This window comes from Bradyrhizobium lupini (assembly GCF_040939785.1).
Taxonomy (GTDB): domain Bacteria; phylum Pseudomonadota; class Alphaproteobacteria; order Rhizobiales; family Xanthobacteraceae; genus Bradyrhizobium; species Bradyrhizobium canariense_D.
Genome location: NZ_CP162553.1, coordinates 261514 through 280855, shown reverse-complemented (window position 1 = coordinate 280855; position 19342 = coordinate 261514). Strand labels below are relative to the sequence as shown.

Annotated in this window: 15 protein-coding genes and 2 pseudogenes; 5 read left to right on the top strand and 12 right to left on the bottom strand. The window is 65.4% G+C overall.

From position 1 onward, the window contains the following. Nucleotides 1-23: 23 nt before the first annotated feature. Nucleotides 24-1072, top strand: a pseudogene (locus AB3L03_RS01510) (DUF2155 domain-containing protein). A 33-nt stretch (nt 1073-1105) separates the two neighbouring features. Here the strand turns inward: AB3L03_RS01510 and aat are convergent. The 10 genes and pseudogenes from aat to AB3L03_RS01460 form a co-directional block, all read right to left on the bottom strand. Next, nucleotides 1106-1785 (bottom strand): annotated as a pseudogene (gene aat, locus AB3L03_RS01505) (leucyl/phenylalanyl-tRNA--protein transferase). A 50-nt stretch (nt 1786-1835) separates the two neighbouring features. Continuing rightward, on the bottom strand, nt 1836-2939 hold the full coding sequence (locus AB3L03_RS01500; RefSeq protein ID WP_231188558.1) for a sensor histidine kinase: 1104 nt from the start codon (nt 2937-2939) through the stop codon (nt 1836-1838). Beyond that, the gene (locus AB3L03_RS01495) at nt 2936-3376 is read right to left on the bottom strand and encodes a response regulator (RefSeq protein ID WP_018454485.1); all 441 of its coding nucleotides are present in this window, start codon (nt 3374-3376) and stop codon (nt 2936-2938) included. The genes AB3L03_RS01500 and AB3L03_RS01495 overlap by 4 nt, the downstream gene beginning before the upstream one ends. After that, nucleotides 3373-4890 (bottom strand): CHASE3 domain-containing protein, encoded by a 1518-nt coding sequence (locus AB3L03_RS01490; RefSeq protein WP_204511079.1) that lies wholly within the window; start codon nt 4888-4890, stop codon nt 3373-3375. Before AB3L03_RS01490 ends, AB3L03_RS01495 begins: the two co-directional genes overlap by 4 nt. Nucleotides 4891-4996: 106 nt before the next feature. Continuing rightward, a complete protein-coding gene (gene accC, locus AB3L03_RS01485; RefSeq protein WP_085353525.1) occupies nt 4997-6355 on the bottom strand; it encodes an acetyl-CoA carboxylase biotin carboxylase subunit in 1359 nt (452 codons plus the stop codon). Nucleotides 6356-6415: 60 nt separating this feature from the next. Next, complete coding sequence (gene accB, locus AB3L03_RS01480; RefSeq protein ID WP_007591611.1) at nt 6416-6904, bottom strand: acetyl-CoA carboxylase biotin carboxyl carrier protein; 489 nt, start codon at nt 6902-6904, stop codon at nt 6416-6418. Nucleotides 6905-6940: 36 nt separating this feature from the next. Next, entirely contained in the window at nt 6941-7408 is a 468-nt protein-coding gene (gene aroQ / locus AB3L03_RS01475) for a type II 3-dehydroquinate dehydratase (RefSeq protein WP_007591609.1), read from the bottom strand. 228 nt (nt 7409-7636) lie between these two features. Further along, nucleotides 7637-8536 (bottom strand): DUF1236 domain-containing protein, encoded by a 900-nt coding sequence (locus AB3L03_RS01470; RefSeq protein WP_085353522.1) that lies wholly within the window; start codon nt 8534-8536, stop codon nt 7637-7639. A 232-nt stretch (nt 8537-8768) separates the two neighbouring features. Continuing rightward, nucleotides 8769-9536 carry a DsbA family protein gene (locus AB3L03_RS01465; RefSeq protein WP_018454480.1) on the bottom strand — a complete coding sequence of 256 codons (768 nt, stop codon included), beginning with the start codon at nt 9534-9536 and terminating at the stop codon, nt 8769-8771. A gap of 126 nt (nt 9537-9662) precedes the next feature. Next, the gene (locus tag AB3L03_RS01460; RefSeq protein WP_018454479.1) at nt 9663-11066 is read right to left on the bottom strand and encodes a M48 family metalloprotease; all 1404 of its coding nucleotides are present in this window, start codon (nt 11064-11066) and stop codon (nt 9663-9665) included. Between the two features lie 234 nt (nt 11067-11300). Here AB3L03_RS01460 and AB3L03_RS01455 point away from each other — a divergent pair, with 234 nt between their 5' ends. From AB3L03_RS01455 to AB3L03_RS01445, 3 genes are all read left to right on the top strand, one after another. Then, complete coding sequence (locus AB3L03_RS01455; RefSeq protein WP_018454478.1) at nt 11301-12488, top strand: pyridoxal phosphate-dependent aminotransferase; 1188 nt, start codon at nt 11301-11303, stop codon at nt 12486-12488. Nucleotides 12489-12575: 87 nt separating this feature from the next. After that, nucleotides 12576-13130, top strand: coding sequence for a biotin transporter BioY (locus AB3L03_RS01450; RefSeq protein WP_018454477.1), 555 nt, complete (start codon nt 12576-12578; stop codon nt 13128-13130). 84 nt (nt 13131-13214) lie between these two features. Further along, nucleotides 13215-14549: a dicarboxylate/amino acid:cation symporter gene (locus AB3L03_RS01445; protein ID WP_018454476.1), complete on the top strand. Its 1335-nt coding sequence runs from the start codon at nt 13215-13217 to the stop codon at nt 14547-14549. Between the two features lie 92 nt (nt 14550-14641). On the opposite strand, the gene AB3L03_RS01440 is transcribed toward AB3L03_RS01445, so the two are convergent. Beyond that, nucleotides 14642-15874 (bottom strand): FAD-binding oxidoreductase, encoded by a 1233-nt coding sequence (locus tag AB3L03_RS01440; protein ID WP_018454475.1) that lies wholly within the window; start codon nt 15872-15874, stop codon nt 14642-14644. Nucleotides 15875-15938: 64 nt separating this feature from the next. Next, nucleotides 15939-18236: a ribonuclease E/G gene (locus AB3L03_RS01435; RefSeq protein WP_345947064.1), complete on the bottom strand. Its 2298-nt coding sequence runs from the start codon at nt 18234-18236 to the stop codon at nt 15939-15941. A 15-nt stretch (nt 18237-18251) separates the two neighbouring features. Here AB3L03_RS01435 and AB3L03_RS01430 point away from each other — a divergent pair, with 15 nt between their 5' ends. Then, nucleotides 18252-19100 (top strand): hypothetical protein, encoded by an 849-nt coding sequence (locus AB3L03_RS01430; RefSeq protein ID WP_345946677.1) that lies wholly within the window; start codon nt 18252-18254, stop codon nt 19098-19100. The last annotated feature ends 242 nt before the right edge of the window (nt 19101-19342 follow it).

The window sequence follows — 19342 nt, the reverse complement described above, 5'->3', positions numbered from 1 at the left end:
CGAGCGGCGGTAGCCCCTGTAGAATGTCCTCCAGCAAGCCCGATTCGCTGTTGAAGCCGCGCGAGATATGTTTCGAACATTTACCCTGACAGGTCTTGCGGCGCTTCTGGCCGCCACCGCACTGACGGCTGCGACGCCGGCGCAGGCGCAGATCGGCACGATCTTCTCCGATCCGCCGCCGCTGCGGCCGCCCGGCACCATTCCGCGTGGCCAGCCCCAGCCGCAGCCGCAGATCCCCGATGACGACGAAGAGGTGCCGGAGCTGCCGCCGCAGGGCCGTGTGCTGCCGTCACGTCCGATGGCGCCACCGCCGGGCCGGCAGGGCAATGTGATGCCGGGGCCGGTCGAGACCCAACCTCTGGCGCCGCCGCCCGGTTCTAGCGCCGCTCCGCCAAACCAGCCGCCGCCCGTCGCGGTCGCTCCGCCCAATCCGCAAGGCGCCCCGGGTGCGCCCGGTCAGCGCCAGCCACAGCAGAAGGGCGGACCGGGCGGCGCTGTCCCGCAGACGCCGGCGAGCCTTCAGCCGGGCGACGAAGTCGTCACCGAGCCGCCGGCCCAGAAGATCGTGAACAAGAAAGCGACCTTCTCCGGCCTCGACAAGATCACCGGGCGCATCATCAACTTCGACGAGGAGATCGGCGAGACCGTGCAATTCGGGGCGCTGCGCGTCAAAACCGACGCCTGCTACACGCGGCCGGCGACCGAGGCCGCCAACACCGACGCCTTCGTCGAGGTCGACGAGATCACCTTGCAGGGTGAGGTGAAGCGCATCTTCTCGGGCTGGATGTACGCGGCAAGTCCGGGCCTGCACGGCGTCGAGCACCCGATCTACGATATCTGGCTCACCGACTGCAAAGAGCCGCAGCAAACGATTGCGACCGCGGCACCGGATCCCGGCACCAAGCCGGCACCGCCGCCGCCCGCGCAGAAGAAGGCCGCGCCCAAGCAGGTGCAGCAGCGTCCGCCGCAGCCGTTACCGCCGATCCAGCAGCAGCAGCCGGCACCGCCGCCACCTCCTCCGCCGCCCGAGCAGCGGCCGGGTCTGTTCGGTTTCCCCGGGTTTGGCCGCTAGGCCAAATCCCGCGGGGTTTGGTCGATAATCCGGTTATTGCCGCGCGGCGATGATCTCGAGCGCGCGCGCGCCCGGGATCGCTTCGCCGGCCGAGAGCCTCAGGAAATCGCCAGGCTCGCCCGCGAGCGCCTTGTCGAGCAGCGCGGTGTAGCGCCGCCGCGAAATCTCGGCCGCGCCAAAACTCTTCAGGTGTTCGGTGACATATTGGGTGTCGAGCAGCTCGAAGCCGCCATGGATGAGCCGCGCGACCAGATGCACCAATGCGACCTTGGAGGCATCGCGTGCGGTGTGGAACATGCTTTCGCCGAAAAAGCCCGGCCCAGGCTGACGCCGTAAAGGCCGCCGACGAGGTCCTCGCCCTGCCAGGCCTCGACGCTGTGGCAATGGCCGAGCTCGTACAGCCCGCCATAGAGGTCGCGGATGCGCTTGTTGATCCAGGTGTCCTCGCGCCCGGCTTGGGGTGCGGCGCAGCCGGCGATCGTGGCCTTGAAGGCGGTATTAACGGTGACGCGGAATGAATCCGAACGCACGGTGCGCGCGAGCCGCGAGGCCACGCGAAATCCGTCGAGCGGGATGACCCCGCGCAACTCCGGCTCGACCCAGAACAGGGTCGGATCATCGGCGCTTTCAGCCATCGGAAAGATGCCGCAGGCATAGGCGCGCAGCAGCACGGCTGGCGTGATTTCAGACGGGGCAGAGTCGCGCGAAGTCATGGCGCGTCATAATAGCAGGATCGCAAGGCGGTTGCGATGGGCGGTGCGGATCAGTTCGCTGCGGCAGCAGCCGGCTTGCCGGCGGCAGCCGGGACACGGCGGAACATCAACATGACGCGGGTTCCGGAATGGTTGGGGTCGCGCTCGACCGAAGCGTCGAGCTTGCTGGCCATGGCTGCGACGATACGCTGGCCCATGCCGGTGGAGCGCGGATCGGCCTTGACGTTGTCGCCGACGCCATCGTCGCTGATCGACAGCAGGAGATCGTCGCCCCGCGAGGTCAGCTCCACATGGATCGGGCCGGCGCCGTCAGGGTAGGCGTATTTTACCGCGTTCATCACCAGCTCGTTGACGATGATGCCGACGGCGACTGCACGGTCCGGATCGATCTCGATCGGTTCGGCCTTCAGCGTCAGGCGCGACATCCGGTTGCCCTCGGCCGAGCGGCGCAGATCCTCGAGCAGCGAGTCCAGATACTGGTTCAGGACCACGCTCTTCAGGTCTTGCGAGGTGTAGAGGCGGCGGTGCACTTGCGCGACTGCGGCCACGCGGCCCATCGCATTGGTCAACGCAGCCTTGACCTCGTCCTGCGCGGCGGAGCTGGCCTGCAGGTGCAGGAGGGAGGCGATGATCTGCAGCGAGTTGCCGACGCGGTGGTTGACCTCGCGCAATAGCAGCTCGCGTTCGGCTGCAAGAGCAGCGTAGCGGTCGCGCGAGGCATGGATCTCGGCTTCGGCTTCCTCGCGCGCCTTCTGCAATTCGGCTTGGCGCAGCGCGCCATCGGCCGCGACGTGAAGCAGGGGAATGAAGTCGCCCTTGACGTCCTTGACGAGATAATCGGCCGCGCCCGCCTTCAGCGCCGTCACCGCGATGCTGGAATCCTGCGAGGCCGTGACGAAGACCACCGGCGGCGCGCCCGGGATCGCCATGATCTGCTCCAGCGTTTCCAGTCCGTCGAGGCCGGGCATGTATTGGTCGAGCGCCACCACGTCGATACCGCCGGTCGTGGCCGCGCGGCGGATGTGCTCGAGGCCTTCCTCGCCGCTTGCGGCGTGAACGACCTTGTAGCCGCGCCGTGTCAGGCCGCGATCGACCAAGCGCGCCAGCGCCCCGTCATCGTCGATGTAGAGCAGTGTGGGCGTACGTTGATTCATGGGGCGGCGGGCGGGACCTGGATGACCGAGAAGAACAAGCCGAGCTGCCGGATGGCATTGGCGAAATTCTCGTAGTTCACGGGCTTGGTGATGTAGACGTTGCAGCCGAGCTCGTAGCAGCGTTTGATTTCCTGGGAATCGTCGGTGGTGGTCAGCACCACCACGGGCGAGGCCTTCAGGTATTTGTTCTCCTTGATCTGCTTTAAAATGTCGATCCCGGTCATGTCGGGGAGGTTGAGATCGAGCAGGATCAGGAGCGCATTGCCTTTTTGCACGAGCCCGCTGCCGTCGGGCCCGAACAGGTGCTTCATCGCCTCAGTGCCGTTGGCAAAGGAGATGATCTCGTTGTTGACGCCGGACCTCCGGATGTTCCGCTCGATCAGCCGCGCGTGGCCCTCGTCGTCCTCGATCATGATGATGGTGACGGGTTGAGTCATTGATCCGCGTTCCGGTTGCTGGCGTTCCAGGTGATGGGCAGCGTGATGGTGAACGTGCTGCCCGTATTCAGTTCCGATGATACCGACATGGTGCCGCCGAGGCGACGCACAAGTGCACGCACATGCGCAAGACCGATGCCCTGACCGGGCTTGTCCTGGGTTCCGGCGCGGCGAAACAGGTCGAAGATCCGCTGGTGGTCCTTGGCGTCGATGCCGCGGCCGTTATCGCTGATCTCGAAGATAGCGTAGCCGAGCTTGGTGCGCCCGCGGATTCTGATCTCGCCGGGGACGCCGGGCTTGAGATATTTGATGGCGTTGTCGATCAGATTGGAGAAGATCTGCTCCAGCGCCAGGCGGTCGCTGACGAGATCCGGCAGCGGGGCGATGTGGATCTCGGCCTGCGCATCGGCGGCCTGATGCGCCAGCGTCGACACGATGGCTTCGATCAGCTCGCGCGTGTCGATCTTTTCCGGCTGGAACTCGCGCCGGCCCTCGCGGGTGAGATTGAGGATCGCCGAGATCAGGCGGTCCATCTTGGCGATCGACGACTTGATGAAGCCCAGCGCTTCGGAAAAATCCTCTGACAGCTGCTTGTCCGGACCTTCGAGTGCGATCTCGCCGTCCGGCAACGGCGGCCCGTCGGCCGGGACATGGGTGAGGCTGCCGATACGGCGGAAAATGTCGCCGCCGAGCTCTTCGAGCTCACTGGTGAAGCCCATGATGTTGACGAGTGGCGAGCGCAGATCGTGGCTGACGATATAGGCAAAGCGCTGGATCTCGTTGTTGGCTTCGCGCAGATCGGCCGTGCGTTCGTCGACCACGCCCTCCAGATTGACATTGGCATCGCGCAGGCGCGCCTCGGCATCGTCGCGGGCAAGGGCCGAGCGCCGCACCAGCCAGATCGAGATCAGGGCCAGCAGCACGACGAGGCCGGAGCCGATGCCGGTCATCGACGCGGCCAGGGTCTGGCTGCGGTCCGAATTGATCGTTCGCAGCCGGAACAGCCGTTCCTCCTCCTGAATCATCCCGGTCGCGACATTGGCGATCGCGGCCGTGGTGTCCGTGGAGGCGATCTCGCGGACCAGCGCTGCGGCCTTCTCCGGCTCGCCGCGCCGGATGAAGTCCATCTCCTGCACGAACTGGCCGAGCCTAGTCTCGATCGCCGCGCTCAGCTTCTCGATGCTTTGGCGTTGCTCCGGATTGTCGCCGATCAGGCGCGTGAGCCTGTCGAGAGCCGGGACGATGGCCGCCACGGCCTTGTCATGGTCGACCTTGAAATCCTCGCCTTGTGTCAGAAGGTAACCCCGGGCGGTGCTCTCGGCGCGGCGGATTTCCAGCAGGAGGGCGTTGATCTGGTTCTCCGCCTCGATCGTGTGAATCACCCATTTGCTGTCGTCTCTCGCCTTGTTGACGAGGTAGACGGAGCCGGCGCTGATCACGGTCAGCACCAGGAGACCGGCCGCGAACAGCAGGATCTGCCAGAATCTACGCCGCCGCTGCGCGTCAGCGATCACGACGGTCTCGCTCGATCAGGCTTGCCGGACTTCAAAACGCCCCCTCGGAACTGTCCCCATCGTGCCAAACGCGATTAGGGCCAAAGGGTTCCACGGGAAAGGACGGCTACTTCGGGGCGGGTTCCGCCTTGTTGGCGAGATATTGTTCCAGCCAGTGGATGTGATAGTCGCCGTTGATGATGTCGTCTTCGCGCACCAGAGCGCGGAACAGCGGCAGGGTCGTCTCGATGCCCTCGACCACCATCTCGTCCAGCGCCCGGCGCAGCCGCATCAGGCACTCGCCGCGGGTCTTGCCGTGCACGATCAGCTTGCCGACCAGCGAGTCGTAATAAGGCGGGATCGTATAGCCCTGATAGACTGCGGAATCGATCCGCACGCCGAGCCCCCCGGGCGGGTGATATTGCGTGATGCGGCCGGGCGAAGGACGAAAGGTCTGCGGATTCTCGGCGTTGATGCGGCACTCGATCGCGTGGCCGATGACCTGGACCTCGTCCTGCCTCGCCGGCAGGTCGCCGCCGGCGGCGATGCGGATCTGCTCCAGCACGAGGTCGATGTCGGTGATGCTCTCGGTGACGGGATGCTCGACCTGGATGCGGGTGTTCATCTCGATGAAGTAGAACTCGCCGTCCTCGAACAGGAACTCGATCGTGCCGACGCCGAGATATTTCATCTCGCGCATCGCCTTGGCGCAGGTCTCGCCGATCTTGGCGCGCGCAGCCGCGGTCAGCACGGGCGAGGGGCCTTCCTCCCAGACCTTCTGGTGGCGTCGCTGCAGCGAGCAGTCGCGTTCGCCAAGATGAATCGCGCCGCCGCGGCCGTCGCCGAGGATCTGGATCTCGATGTGACGCGGCTTCTGCAGATATTTCTCGAGGTAGACGGAAGCATCGCCGAAGGCGGATTTGGCCTCGTTGGCGGCCGTCGACAGCGCGACCTGAAGATCGGCCTCGCTCTCGGCCACCTTCATGCCGCGGCCGCCGCCGCCCGCCGCGGCTTTGACCAGCACGGGGAAGCCGATCTTCCTGGCGATCGCCATCGCGTCGTCGTTGTGGCCGACCCCTCCGTCGGAGCCGGGCACCACGGGAATGCCGAGCTTCTTGGCGGTCCTCTTGGCCTCGATTTTGTCGCCCATCAGGCGGATGTGCTCGGCCTTCGGGCCGATGAAATGCAGATTATGCTCAGCGAGGATTTCGGCGAAGCGCGCGTTTTCCGACAGGAAGCCGTAGCCGGGATGCACGGCATCGGCCCCGGTGATCTCGCAGGCCGCGAGCAGCGCGGGCACGTTGAGATAGCTGTCCTTGGAGGCCGGCGGCCCGATGCACACGCTCTCGTCCGACAGGCGCACATGCATGGCGTCGGCGTCGGCGGTTGAATGCACGGCGACGGTCGCGATCCCGAGCTCCTTGCAGGCCCTGAGGATGCGAAGGGCGATCTCGCCGCGATTGGCTATGAGGATCTTGTCGAACATGGTGTCCTTATTGGACTGACGCGCGGAAAGCGGCGAGGGCGATGAGACCGCCCTCGAACGTCACTCAATGATCACGAGCGGCTCGCCGTACTCGACCGGCTGGCCGTCCTCGATCACGATCTGCGTCACCGTGCCGGCGCGCGGCGAGGGGATCTGGTTCATGGTCTTCATGGCTTCGATGATCAGCAGCGTCTGGCCGACCGAGACCTTGCTGCCGACCTCGATGAACGGCTTGGCGCCGGGCTCCGGCGCCCAATAGGCGGTGCCGACCATCGGCGAGGTCACGGCGCCGGGATGCTTCGACAGGTCGGCAGCGGCAGGCGCGGCGGCAGCTGCGGCCGCCGGGAGCGCGGCGGGGGCAGCTGCCATCTGCATCGGCATGGTCGCGGCGACGCTGATATTGCGGGCGACGCGCAGGCGCAGGCCGGCACGCTCGATCTCGATTTCGGTGAGGCTGGTCTCATCGAGCAGCAAGGCGAGCTCGCGGACGAGGGCAGAATCCTCGCTGGAAAACTTTGCGGCTGCTTTGTCGTCTGGCTGGCGCGCCATGTTGTTTGATCCGAATGTTCTGTGTGAAGGGGAGCGTCAGGCTTTGGGCTTGATGCCGAGCTTGGCGGCAAGGCCCTGGATGGCGAGGCGGTAGCCCTCGATGCCGAAACCGCAGAGGGAGGCGAAGGCCGCGCGCGCGGTGTAGGAGTGATGTCGGAAATTCTCGCGGGCGTGAATGTTGGTGACGTGCACTTCGACCGTCGGGATCTGCACCGCGAGCAGCGCGTCGTGCAGCGCGATCGACGTGTGCGAATAGCCGCCGGCATTGATGATGATGCCCTTCATCTTGCGGGCGTGTGCCTCGTGGATGAAGTCGATCAGCTCGCCTTCGCGGTTGGACTGCCGGCAGTCGGCCTTGAGGCCGAACGTCGCCGCCGTCTCCCGGCACAGCGCCTCGACGTCGGCCAGCGACGCATGCCCGTACTTCTCGGGCTCGCGCGTCCCCAACATGTTGAGGTTCGGCCCGTTCAGGACAAGGATCGTGTCGGTTGCTGGTTCGGCCATTCCACTCCCGCAAGAGCTGCTTCAGCGTGGCGGGGGTTATAGGTAACAAAGCGCGTGAGGGGAAGCCTTGAAGGACCTCCGAGGTGGCTTCAGATACCTCATCCGGGGTGCAAAAATCTGTGTGGAAGCTACGGAAATTGCTTGTTAACCAGTCCGAAGCATGGCTGCCGGCCGAACGGCAAAGGGGCGGGCATTGCTGCCCGCCCCCGATGGTTGCCGGGTATCGTCTTACGTGTTCAGGACAGCCACGATCTCATAGGTGTCCGGATTCACGATCACGATCTCATCCTTGACCAGGACGTAGCGATAGGTCCGCCATTCCGGATAGATCGTCACGACGCGGGACGGCAGGGTGTGCAGCTCAATACCCTCGCGCGGAATGCGGGTGCCGACCGAGATCGAGAAGTTCACGTTGGTCACCGGACGCACGTGCTCCTCGCGGATCACCGAGGTGATCTGCGTGCGTTGCTCGGTCGAGAGCTTGGCGCCCGCGCCGGCCTGACCGACCGTCGTGTTGGTGCTGCTCTGACCCTGCGCGTTCTGGTTGGAGCTGGTGCCGGTCTGACCCTGCGCGTTCTGGTTGGTGCTGGTGCCGGTCTGGCCCTGAGCGTTCTGGTTGGTGCGCGTCTCGGTACCCTTCTGGTTCTCGGCATTGTTGGTGCTGCTGGTGCCGCTCTTGGCGCCCTCAGCCTTCATGTCCTTCTGGTCCTTGGCGCCGGACTTGCTCGTGTCCTGACTCATGCTCTTGGACTTGTCCTGCTGACCCTGCGCGCGTTCGTCGGTGTGCTGGCCCTTGGTGGCGCCGGACTTGTCCTCAGCCGCGTTCTTGTTCATCTCGCGGCCGGAGTGCTCGTCCTTTGTTGCGCCGGAGGATTTGTCCTCGGCGGACGTGCCGGACTTCATGCTGCTGGAGCCGCCGGCCTGGCCGACGGTGCCCTTCTCATGGGCGGATTCCTTACCCATCGAGCCGCCGCGTTCGGCGGCGCCGCCGGAGGGCTGCGAATGCTGCGTCTGCGCACCACCGGCGCCGCCACCGCTGTCGCGGTTCATGGTGCCCTGTGCGTTCGCCAGACCGGTGCCCGCGACGAGCGCGAGTGTGGCAACCGAGATCATAAAGCGGTTAGACATGGAATTCTCCTCACGTGTTCATTTGCGTCATCGCCCGCGCCGACAACGAAAGGAGATTTGAGTTGTTCCGGAACTTCGGTGGTTCCGAGGCTTTTGTTTGTTGAATGCCAGATGAATGCGCGCGCCAGATTTCGGCGCAATGAAAAGGCCGGCTTTTCAGCCGGCCTTTTGCGTGCGTGAGTTGTAGAGCAGATCGCCGATCAGCAAGTCGCCTTGTTAGCAGGTCGCCTTTTTAACAGGTCGCCTTGCCGCAGCGGGCCACAGCGATCTTTTCCTTCAGGCTATCGACGCCGACGGCGCCGACAACGATCTGCTTGCCGATCACGTAGCTCGGCGTGCCGTTCATGCCCATTGCTTCGGCGAGCTTGAAGTTCTCCTCGATGGTGCTGCGCACCTCGGCGCTGCCGATGTCCTTCTCGATTCGAGCGGTGTCGAGGCCAGCTTCCTTGGCCGCCTGAAGTGCGCGCGCCTTGTCGGCCGCGCCACGACCGCCGAGCAGCTTCTGGTGGAAGTCGAGGTACTTCTTGCCGGAGGGATCCTGCATGCGCACCGCGACGGCGACCTGGGCCGCTTCGACCGAGCCCTGGCTCAGTACCGGAAACTCCTTCAGCACCACCTTCAGCTTCGGATCGGCCTTCATGAGGGTGAGCATGTCGTCCATCGCGCGCTTGCAGTAGCCGCAATTGTAGTCGAAGAACTCGACGAAGGTGACGTCGCCGTCCTTGTTGCCGAGCACGACCTGGCGCGGTGAGTTGAAGATCGCATCGGAATTCTGCGCGACGCTGGCCTCGTGTTTTTGCGTCTCCGCCGCGGCCTGGCGCTTGGTGAGCTCGGTCATCGCTTCCTCGAGCACCTCGGGATGGGTGACGAGATAGTTCTTGATGATCGCCTCGATGTCCGTGCGCTGGGCATCGGAGAAGCTGTCGGCCGACGCGGGCGCGGCTGCGCCGAACATGGCGAGCGCAAACAGCGCGGGAGCAAGCAGGCGCAGCGAAGGCATAGGCAAATCCTCTTATCCAAAGCAGGTTTCGGAAAAAGTCCCGGCGGACTTAAGCTCGGTGTCGTGACGTCGTTTCGTAAGGCGTCGTGGCGTAAGGCGTCGTCTTGTAAGATCGTCTTGGTCTTGTCAGTTGCGCGGCGGTTTCGACGCCACGATGTCGTCGGCCTTGACCCATCCGGGCGTGCCGACGGCGAAACGGGTTTTCGCGCGCGTCGCAAGCTCGCGGGCGGTCTTGTTGTCGCCGCGCAGATAGGCGGCCTGCGCCGACGCCAGATCCGCCTCGGCATAGTCGCCTTTCCGGCCATACGCCATCGCGAGCTGCATGTAGCCGAGCACGGCCTCCGGTTCCCGTGCGACCGCGGCCCGGAGAATCCGAACGGCGTCATCGGTGTAGGCCTTATTATCGGACCCAACCAGAGCCTGCCCAAGTAACATCTCGATGAGGGGCGCGTTGTTCGAAAGTGCGACAGCCTTGCGCAGGGCCGGGATCGCCTCCGCCGGCTTGCCGCCCTCCAGCAGCGCCTGGCCGCGCACCTCGTAAAAATACGCGTTGTTGGGCTGGACCTGGATCAGCGCGTCGATCTGGGTGAGCGCGCTGCGCAAATCCCCGTGCAGATAGGTGCTGATGGCGCGGGCATAGCGCGCCGGCATGCTGTCGTTGGTCAGGGGATAGCGGCGGTACACCGTTTCCGGCCGCTCCATGAAGGCGGAGATCTTGGCGCGCACCATGTCGTGGCGCAGCTGGAGCGCGGGATCGTCCTTTTTGTCCCAATAAGGGCTGGCGCTGGCGAACTCCTGCAGTGAAGCGACGCGCTCGGCGGGCATCGGGTGCGACTGGAGATAGGGATCGGCGCCGCGCGCCGCGAACAGGCTCTCGCTGGTGAAGCGCTTGAAGGTTTCGTACATGCCCTTGGGCGACTGCTGGGTCGCTGTCAGGAATTTCACGCCGGCGCGGTCGGCGTTCTCCTCCTGCTGGCGCTGATAGGACAGCAGCGTCCGGCGGATCATCTCCTGCGGGCCGGCAAGGGCGGCGGCTCCTGCATTGGCAAGGCCATTGTTACCGGCGCTGCCGCTGCCGCGGGTGCTGCCGACCGCCATCGCGCCGGCGCCGAGCAGCATGGCGATGATCATCTGGGTCTGGGCGTTGGCGAGCTGCTCGCGCAGCTTGGACAAATGGCCGCCGGCCAGATGCCCGGTCTCGTGCGCGAGCACGCCGATGATCTGGTTTGGCGTTTCCGACTGGAGGATCGCGCCGTAATTGACGAAGATGCGGCGGCCATCGGCGACGAACGCGTTGAACGAGCCCTCGTTGACGATCACCATCTGGATGTTCTGCTTCTCCAGGCCGGCGACCCGCAGGATCGGGCGGGTGTATTCGCGCAGCAGCTGCTCGGTTTCGGTGTCGCGCAGGACCGGCGGCCCCTTGGCCTGCGCATGCGCGGCCGAGAACGGCGTCAGCGCGATCGCAGCCGCCGCGAGGAGGGAGATGAGGGCGGTGGCCTTCTTGCGCAATGCGATCTGGAACAACATCAAGCGGTCTGGGTCAAACGGTCTTATCAGCAGGCTGGTCAAGCATTCTTGGTCGAGCAGTCTTGGTCGAGCAGTTTCGTGATTGGTTTTGGCGATTGGCGGCGGACCGGATACGCGATATGCCCTTTTGAGCCGTTCCCCTTATGAGCCGTACAATGCGGCCAGTCTGGGGCGCAAGCACCCCGTTTTTCCCGGGTCGGACGGATCGGCCCCGCCAGCGAATAGCAGAAATCGATGCACGATGCGACCTTGAGGAACCGGTTGGGGCAGTGGCTCGCGGCCTCCCGCCGCAGCGATGTTCCCCCGTTCATGGTGATGGACGTGATGGCCGCGGCGGCCCGAATCGAGGCGGCCGGGGGCCATGTCATCCACATGGAGGTTGGCCAGCCCGCCGCCGGCGCGCCTAAGACCGCGATTGCAGCCGCCCATGTGGCGCTCGAGGCCGGGCGGATCGACTATACCTCAGCGCTCGGCATCCCCTCCTTGCGCGAGCGCATCGCGCGGCATTATCGCGATGCCTATGGCTGTGACGTCAGCCCCGAGCGGGTCGTAGTGACCACCGGCTCCTCCGGCGGGTTCATTCTGGCTTTCCTGGCGATGTTTGAGCCGGGCGACCGCGTTGCCGTGACGGTGCCGGGTTATCCGCCGTACCGTCATATCCTTACCGCGCTCGGCTGCGAGCCGGTGCTGATCGAGACCACGAACGAGACCCGCCATGCGCTGACGGGCGAGGCGCTGCTGGCCGCCCATCGCAAGGCGCCGCTGAAGGGCGTGCTGGTCGGCAGTCCCGCCAATCCGACCGGGACGATGATGTCCCGCGAGGCGCTCGCCGGCCTGATCGCTGCGGCGGAAGACGCCGGCATCCGTTTCATCTCGGACGAGATCTATCACGGGCTCGACTACGCGTTTCCCGCCGTGACGGCTGCGGCGCTGTCGGACCACGCGCTCGTGATCAACTCGTTCTCGAAGTATTTCTGCATGACGGGCTGGCGCGTCGGCTGGATGGTCGTGCCCGAGATTCTGGTGCGGCCGATCGAGCGGCTGCAGCAGAACCTGTCGATCTCGGTGCCGTCGCTGTCGCAGATCGCGGCCGAAGCGGCCTTCGACGGCGCGGCCGAGATGGAGGAGATCAAGCACGGCTATCAGGAAAACCGGCGCATCCTGATCGAGGGATTGCCCAAGGCCGGCCTGACCAGATTTCTGCCGGCCGACGGCGCGTTCTATCTCTATGCGGACGTCTCGGATTTCACCTCCGACAGTTTCGAGTTCGCCAAGCAGATGCTCGAACAGGCCCATGTCGCGGTCACGCCGGGCCTCGACTTCGATCCCATCCATGGTCGTTCATTCATACGGCTCTCTTATGCGCGTTCGGCTGCGGAGATGCGGGAAGCAGTTGACCGGATCGCTCACTGGCTTAAATAGCCGCCAGTTTTCGCCCGCCTTCTGGAGTGCAACTTGTCTGACCGTTCCGTCCCCTCTACCGCCACGCATTCTCCTCTCGCCGCATTGATGTGGCCGATCCGGCCGGGTGAAACCGTCGGCGCCTTGCGCGCTGTCGTGCTGATTGCGCTCGGCACCGCCTTAATGGCGCTGTCAGCCAAGGTGAACCTGCCGCTGCCTTACGTGCCCATGACATTGCAGACGCTGGTCGTGTTGATGATCGGCGCCGCCTATGGCTGGCGGCTTGGCAGCGCAACCATGATCGCCTACCTCGCCGAGGGTGCAATGGGCCTGCCGGTGTTCGCCGGCCCTGTCGGTGGAATTGCACCGCTGGTGGGCCCGACCGCGGGCTATCTGTTCGGCTTCATTGGCGCCGCCTTCGTCACCGGCTGGCTCGCCGAGCGCGGCTGGGATCGCAGCGTAACGCTGCTGTTTGCGGCCATGGCGGCCGGCCACATCCTCATTCTGGCCGCGGGCTTTGGCTGGCTGGCCTTCGGTCTCGGCCTGGGCGCCGCAAAGGCGTGGCAGGTCGGCCTGATGCCGTTCGTTGCGGCGTCGCTGGTCAAGAACGCGCTGGGCGCGACGTTGATGCCGGCGATACGCCGGGTGGTCGATCGCGGGTAAAGCGCGCAATATCGAGCAGTTCCGATTGACAGGGCCGGCCAAGTTGATCTTGGCTGGCCTGGCGTTTTGAGGGGGAGTGAAACAATGACGACGACAACGATGGTGGGGGCGCCGGTCGCGCCGCCCGCCGCCAAGCCGTGGTACAAGGTACTTTATATCCAGGTGCTGATCGCGATCGTGCTCGGCGCCATCGTCGGCTGGCTCTGGCCGTCGGTCGCCACCAATGAGTGGATCAAGGCACTCGGCGACGGCTTCATCAAGCTGATCAAGATGGTGATCGCGCCGATCATCTTCTGCACCGTTGTCTCGGGCATCGCCCATATCCAGGACGCCAAGAAGGTCGGCCGCATCGGCGTCAAGGCGCTGGTCTATTTCGAGATCGTCTCGACCTTCGCACTGGTGATCGGCCTAGTCATCGGCAATCTGGTGAAGCCGGGTGCGGGCTTCGGCGGTGCCGCCGCCAATGCGCAGGCCGTCGCCAACTACGCCAAGCAGGCCGAAGGCCAGAAGTCGGTCGACTTCGTGCTGCACATAATTCCGGACACCGTCGTCGGCGCCTTCGCGCAAGGCGAGATCCTGCAGGTGCTGCTGTTTTCGGTGCTGTTCGGCTTCGCCATCATGGGGCTCGGTGAACGCGGCCACACCATCCGCTCGTTCATCGACGACGCCGCGCATGCGGTGTTCGGCGTCATCTCCATCGTGATGCGCGCAGCCCCGATCGGTGCCTTCGGCGCGATGGCCTACACCATCGGCAAGTTCGGCACCGGGGCGATCCTCAACCTGGTCGGCCTGATCGCGACGTTCTACCTGACCGCGGCGCTGTTCGTATTCGTCGTGCTCGGAATCATCGCGCGCTTCGCCGGCTTCTCCATCTTCAAGTTCCTCGCCTACATCAAGGACGAGCTGCTGATTGTGCTCGGCACCTCGTCCTCGGAAAGCGCGTTGCCGTCCTTGATGGAAAAGCTCGAGCGCCTCGGCTGCTCCAAGTCGGTGGTCGGCCTCGTGGTGCCCACGGGCTATTCGTTCAATCTTGACGGCACCAACATCTACATGACGCTGGCGACGCTGTTCATCGCGCAGGCGCTGGGCTTCGATCTCACCTTCGGCCAGCAGCTCACCATCCTGGTGGTGGCGATGCTGACCTCGAAGGGCGCCTCCGGCATCACGGGCGCGGGCTTCATCACGCTGGCGGCGACGCTCGCCGTGGTCGATCCGCGCCTCGTGCCGGGCATGGCGATCGTGCTCGGCATCGACAAGTTCATGAGCGAGTGCCGCGCGCTGACCAATCTGTGCGGCAATGGCGTTGCCTGCGTGATCGTCGCCTGGTGGGAGGGCGAGCTCGATCGCGACAAGCTCAACGCCAACCTCGCCCGGCAGATCGATCCGACCGACATGGAAACGGCGGTCACGACGGATTGATCTGCATGTGACGGTGCCGAGCGCCGTCAGATGTTGAAATAATAGGGCTGGTCGAGATCCTCGATCAGCCCTTTTTCTTTCGCTGCGAGGGCTTAGAACCGCTCCGGCCGGTACGGCGTGGGATCGATCGCGGGCGTTTTGCCGCTCATCATCTCCGCGAGCAGGCGGCCGGTCGCGGGTCCAAGCGTAAAGCCCTGGTGGCCGTGGCCGAAGTTCATCCAGAGGCCGGCATGGCGTGGGGCAGGGCCGAGCACCGGCAGCATGTCGGGCGTGCAGGGGCGGGTGCCGAACCATGGGTCGGGCTCGACCCGCTTGCCGAGGTCGATCAGCTCGCGCGCGGAAGCTTCCGCGCTGGCGAGCTGCAGGGGCGTTGCGAGCGCGTCCAGGCCGGTCAGCTCCGCGCCGGTGGTGATGCGGATACCCTTCGCCATCGGACCCATGGCGTAGCCACCGGCCTTGTCGACCAGCGGCAGATCGAGCGAGGCGCCGCCGCTGTAATGCATGTGGTAGCCGCGCTTGCGCACCAGCGGGATGCGATAGCCGAATTTGAGCAGGAGATCGGGCGACCACGGCCCGAGCGTCACGACGGCGTGGGCGGCGTCGACGCGCCCATGGTCTGTCTTGACCGACCAGCCGGTGGCGGTCTGATGAAGGCTTTGGGCATCACCGAGCACGATGGTGCCGCCGAGGCGCTCGAACAGATCGGCATAGGCCGTGACCAGCGCGCCGGGATCGGACACGGTCCAGGTGTCGAGCCAATGGATCGCGCCGGGCAGGTCGTCGCGCAGGACAGGTTCGGCCTTGGCGAGCTCGGCGCCCGAGAGCGCACGAAACCTCACGCCGAATTCGCGCTGGTCTTCTTCCGCCGCCTTGACGGCGAGATCGAACGAAGCTGCGTCGCGATGCAGGTGCCGGTATCCCGCGCGGCGGATCAGATTGTCGGCGTGGGCTTCGCGAATGAGGATGTCGTGCTCCGCCGTCGCGTAGGCGATCAGCCGCGCCCAGGCGTCGATCGCCTCACGATGCCGCTTCGGCGCCGAATGCCACCAATAGCGAAGCAGGGGCTCGATATGGAGATGAAGCGAAGACAGGCTGTAACGCACGTCGTTGGTGCGGCCGGTCGCGATCTTCAGGAGCGTGGCGAGGTCGCGCGGCATCGGGTAGGGGCGCACCGCTTCCGCCTGGATCATGCCGGCATTGCCGTAGCTGGTCTCTCGGCCCGGCTCTCTGCGGTCGATCAGCGTGACGGACCAGCCACGCTGCTGCAGGTGCAGCGCCGCGCTGACGCCGATCATGCCGCCGCCGAGGACGATCGCGCTTTGCATTGAACTGACCTCGCCAAATCAAAACCGCCCGGTTTGGCCGGGCGGTTTCAACTATCTTGTTGCTCTATTCGCCGCCGCCGAAGCGGCGGGACCACCAGCCGGCACGACGCGGTGCGGGCGAGGTTTCGCTTGCCGCTGCGGGCGCGGGCTCCGGAGCGGGGGCGGGCGGGGCAACCGGCTCGGCCGCCTGTGCAATCGGTGTCGGTTCACTCTGGCTGCTCGACAGGAAGCTCACCTTTTCCCGAACCGTCGAGCGGCGTCGTGCGGCCTTGTCGTCGGCGTGCTCTTCGTCCGCGGCAGCAGGAGGCGGCTCAGGCTGGGCCGCTGCCTCGATCTTTGCCTCGGCGCGCGGCTCAGGCTGGTTGACCTGGGGTTCAGAGGTGTGCTCGGCCTGCGCGATCGAGGGCGCAGCCTCGCTGCCAAAACCGTCGAAATCGGCGACTGCGTCGGTCGCTTCCGACGGTGCATTGGCAGCGAGCTCGTCGCTGATGGAGCCGGCGAGACCTTCCTCTCCAGGACCGCGACGGCGGCGTCCGCCACGGCGACCACGCCGGCGACGGCGGTCGGCGCTGCCCTGCTGCTCGCCACGGGCTGCCTGTTCCTCGCCTTCCTCGCCGTCCGGCTCGGCCTCGGCATCCTCTTCGCCTTCGCCGGCTGCCATGGCCGTCTCGGCAATAACGGGAGCGCCATCCTCGCGCGTCTCCTCGTCGCGCGGGCCACCGCGACCGCGGCGGCGACGGCGACGCTTGCGGCGCTGGCCGTCCTGCTCGGTAACGGCGTCGCCTGCGGTCTGCTCCTCGGCGAGACCTTCAGTCTCCTCGGTCTCGACCTCGGATTCGGTCTCCGGATCGAACTCCTCGTCGTCATAGGCCTCTTCGACCAGGGGCGGCGGGCTTGCGGCCGCCTGCGCCGCCAGCAGAGCCTTGGCGGCTTCCAGCGTATGCACCTGCTCGCCGCGGTCGATGACATAGGCCTGCGGTCCGCTGACGCTCGGGTCGGCGATGACCGACAGCGTGACCTTGAAGCCGTTCTCAAGGTCGCGCAGATGGCCGCGCTTGTGGTTCAGCACATAGAGCGCGACGTCGGTGCGGGTGCGGACCACGAGGTTGTGGGTTGCGCCCTTCATCAGGATCTCTTCGAGGCCGCGCAGCAATTGGAGCGCAACCGAGGACACCGAGCGGACATGGCCGGTGCCACCGCAATGCGTGCAGGGATCGGTCGAGGATTCCAGCACGCTAGCGCGGATGCGCTGGCGTGACATCTCGAGCAGGCCGAAATGCGAGATGCGTCCGACCTGGATCCGCGCGCGGTCCTGCCGGAGGCAATCGGACAGCTTGCGTTCGACCGCGCGGTTGTTGCGCTTCTCGTCCATGTCGATGAAGTCGATGACGATCAGGCCGGCGAGGTCGCGCAACCGAAGCTGACGCGCAACCTCCTCGGAGGCCTCGAGATTGGTCTTGAGCGCGGTATCTTCGATATGATGCTCGCGCGTCGAACGGCCGGAGTTGACGTCGATCGAGACCAGCGCTTCGGTCTGGTTGATCACGATGTAGCCGCCGGAGCGCAACTGTACGGTCGGCGAGAACATCGCATCCAGCTGGCTTTCGACGCCCATCCGCGAGAACAGCGGCTGGCCGTCGCGATACTGTCTCACCGCGCTCACATTGGCGGGCATCAGCATCTTCATGAAGTCGCGCGCTTCGCGGTAGCCGGCATCGCCCGCCACCTGGATCTCGTCGATCTCCTTGTTGTAGAGGTCGCGCAGCGAGCGCTTGATCAGCGAGCCTTCCTCGTAGACGAGGGTCGGGGCCTGCGACTTCAGCGTCATGTCGCGCACCGTCTCCCACATGCGGATCAGGTACTCGAAATCGCGCTTGATCTCGGGCTTGGTGCGGGCGGCACCCGCCGTGCGCAGAATGATCCCCATGCCCTCGGGCACGTCGAGATCCTGCACCACTTCCTTCAGGCGCGAACGGTCCTGCGCGCTCGTGATCTTGCGGCTGATGCCGCCGCCGCGCGCGGTGTTCGGCATCAAAACGGCATAACGGCCGGCGAGTGAGAGGTAGGTCGTCAGCGCCGCGCCCTTGTTGCCGCGCTCTTCCTTGACGACCTGCACCAGCATCACCTGGCGACGCTTGATGACTTCCTGGATCTTGTACTGGCGGCGGGGACGGAAGGTGCGCTCCGGCACTTCCTCCAGCACATCGTCGCCGCCGACGGATTCAACGACGTCCTCTTCGGCTTCCTCGTCGTCCTCGTCTTCGTCGTCATCCTCGGCCGTCGCTTCGGAGTCGTGATGCGGAGCCTGCGCACTCTCACCTGCGGCGTACACGGCGTCGGCAGGCTCAGTAGCCGATGTCACGGCCTCGGCAAGATCGTGAGCGTGCGCGTCGGAGGCAAACTCCTCCGGCTCGGCAACGGCCTCGGTGGCGACCGCGGGCTCGGCGCCGATCGCCGCGACAGGCGCCGGTGTCTCGTCGGCATGATCATGGTCGTGATGATCGTGCTCGCCATGATGATCGTGGTCGTGATGATCGTGCGCGTGATGATCGTCACCATGGGCATGATGATGGTCGTCGTGGTCATGCCCTTCGTGGTCATGTGCTTCGTGGCCGTGATGATCGTGGCCTTCGTGCTCGCCGTGATGCTCTGCGTCGGCGTGCAGGTGCTCGCCCTCGTGCGAAGCGCCCTCAGGCAGGGCCTCGCCCTGGACCTGCCGGGCCGCGGGATCGCCTTCGACGACCTCGCTGCGGACGCGCTCGCCATGGCTACGGCGGCGGGAATTGCGGTGGCGGGAGCGGCGGCGGCCCTGGGAGCGGTTCTCGCTCTCTTCCTCGGCCTCGCGATGGGCCTGCTCCTCGGCTTCGATCAGCGCCTGCCGGTCGGCAACCGGAATCTGGTAGTAGTCGGGATGGATTTCGCTGAAGGCGAGGAAGCCGTGGCGGTTGCCGCCATATTCGACGAAAGCGGCCTGGAGCGAGGGTTCGACCCTTGTGACCTTGGCGAGGTAGATATTCCCGCGCAGTTGCTTGCGTTGCGCGGTCTCGAAATCAAACTCTTCGACGCGATTGCCGCGGACCACGACGACCCGGGTCTCTTCCGGGTGGGTGGCATCGATCAACATCTTGTTGGGCATGTCTTAACTCTTGGCGGCGGCGGGCGCGATTCACCGTGGGCGCCATCAGCGCTGCCGGGTGACGCGACGGTCCACCTGATTCGGGGGTGAGGGGAAGGCCGAAACACCGTCTCTCGCGCCTTGCCGAACCGAAAGCCGGAGGACCGAAGCGGCGCGCGGAATTGTCACTCCGCAGCGTCGCGAATGGTCCTTCAGAATTGGTCGGCACAGTCTGGCGCATCAAGCGTCGGCCCGTATGAAACATTGGGCGGCGGGGCCGCCCCTCAATCAGTTGCTGTTGGCCAGGCATGGCGCGAGCGCGCTCGCCTTGGGGTATTACGAACCGCTCCCTT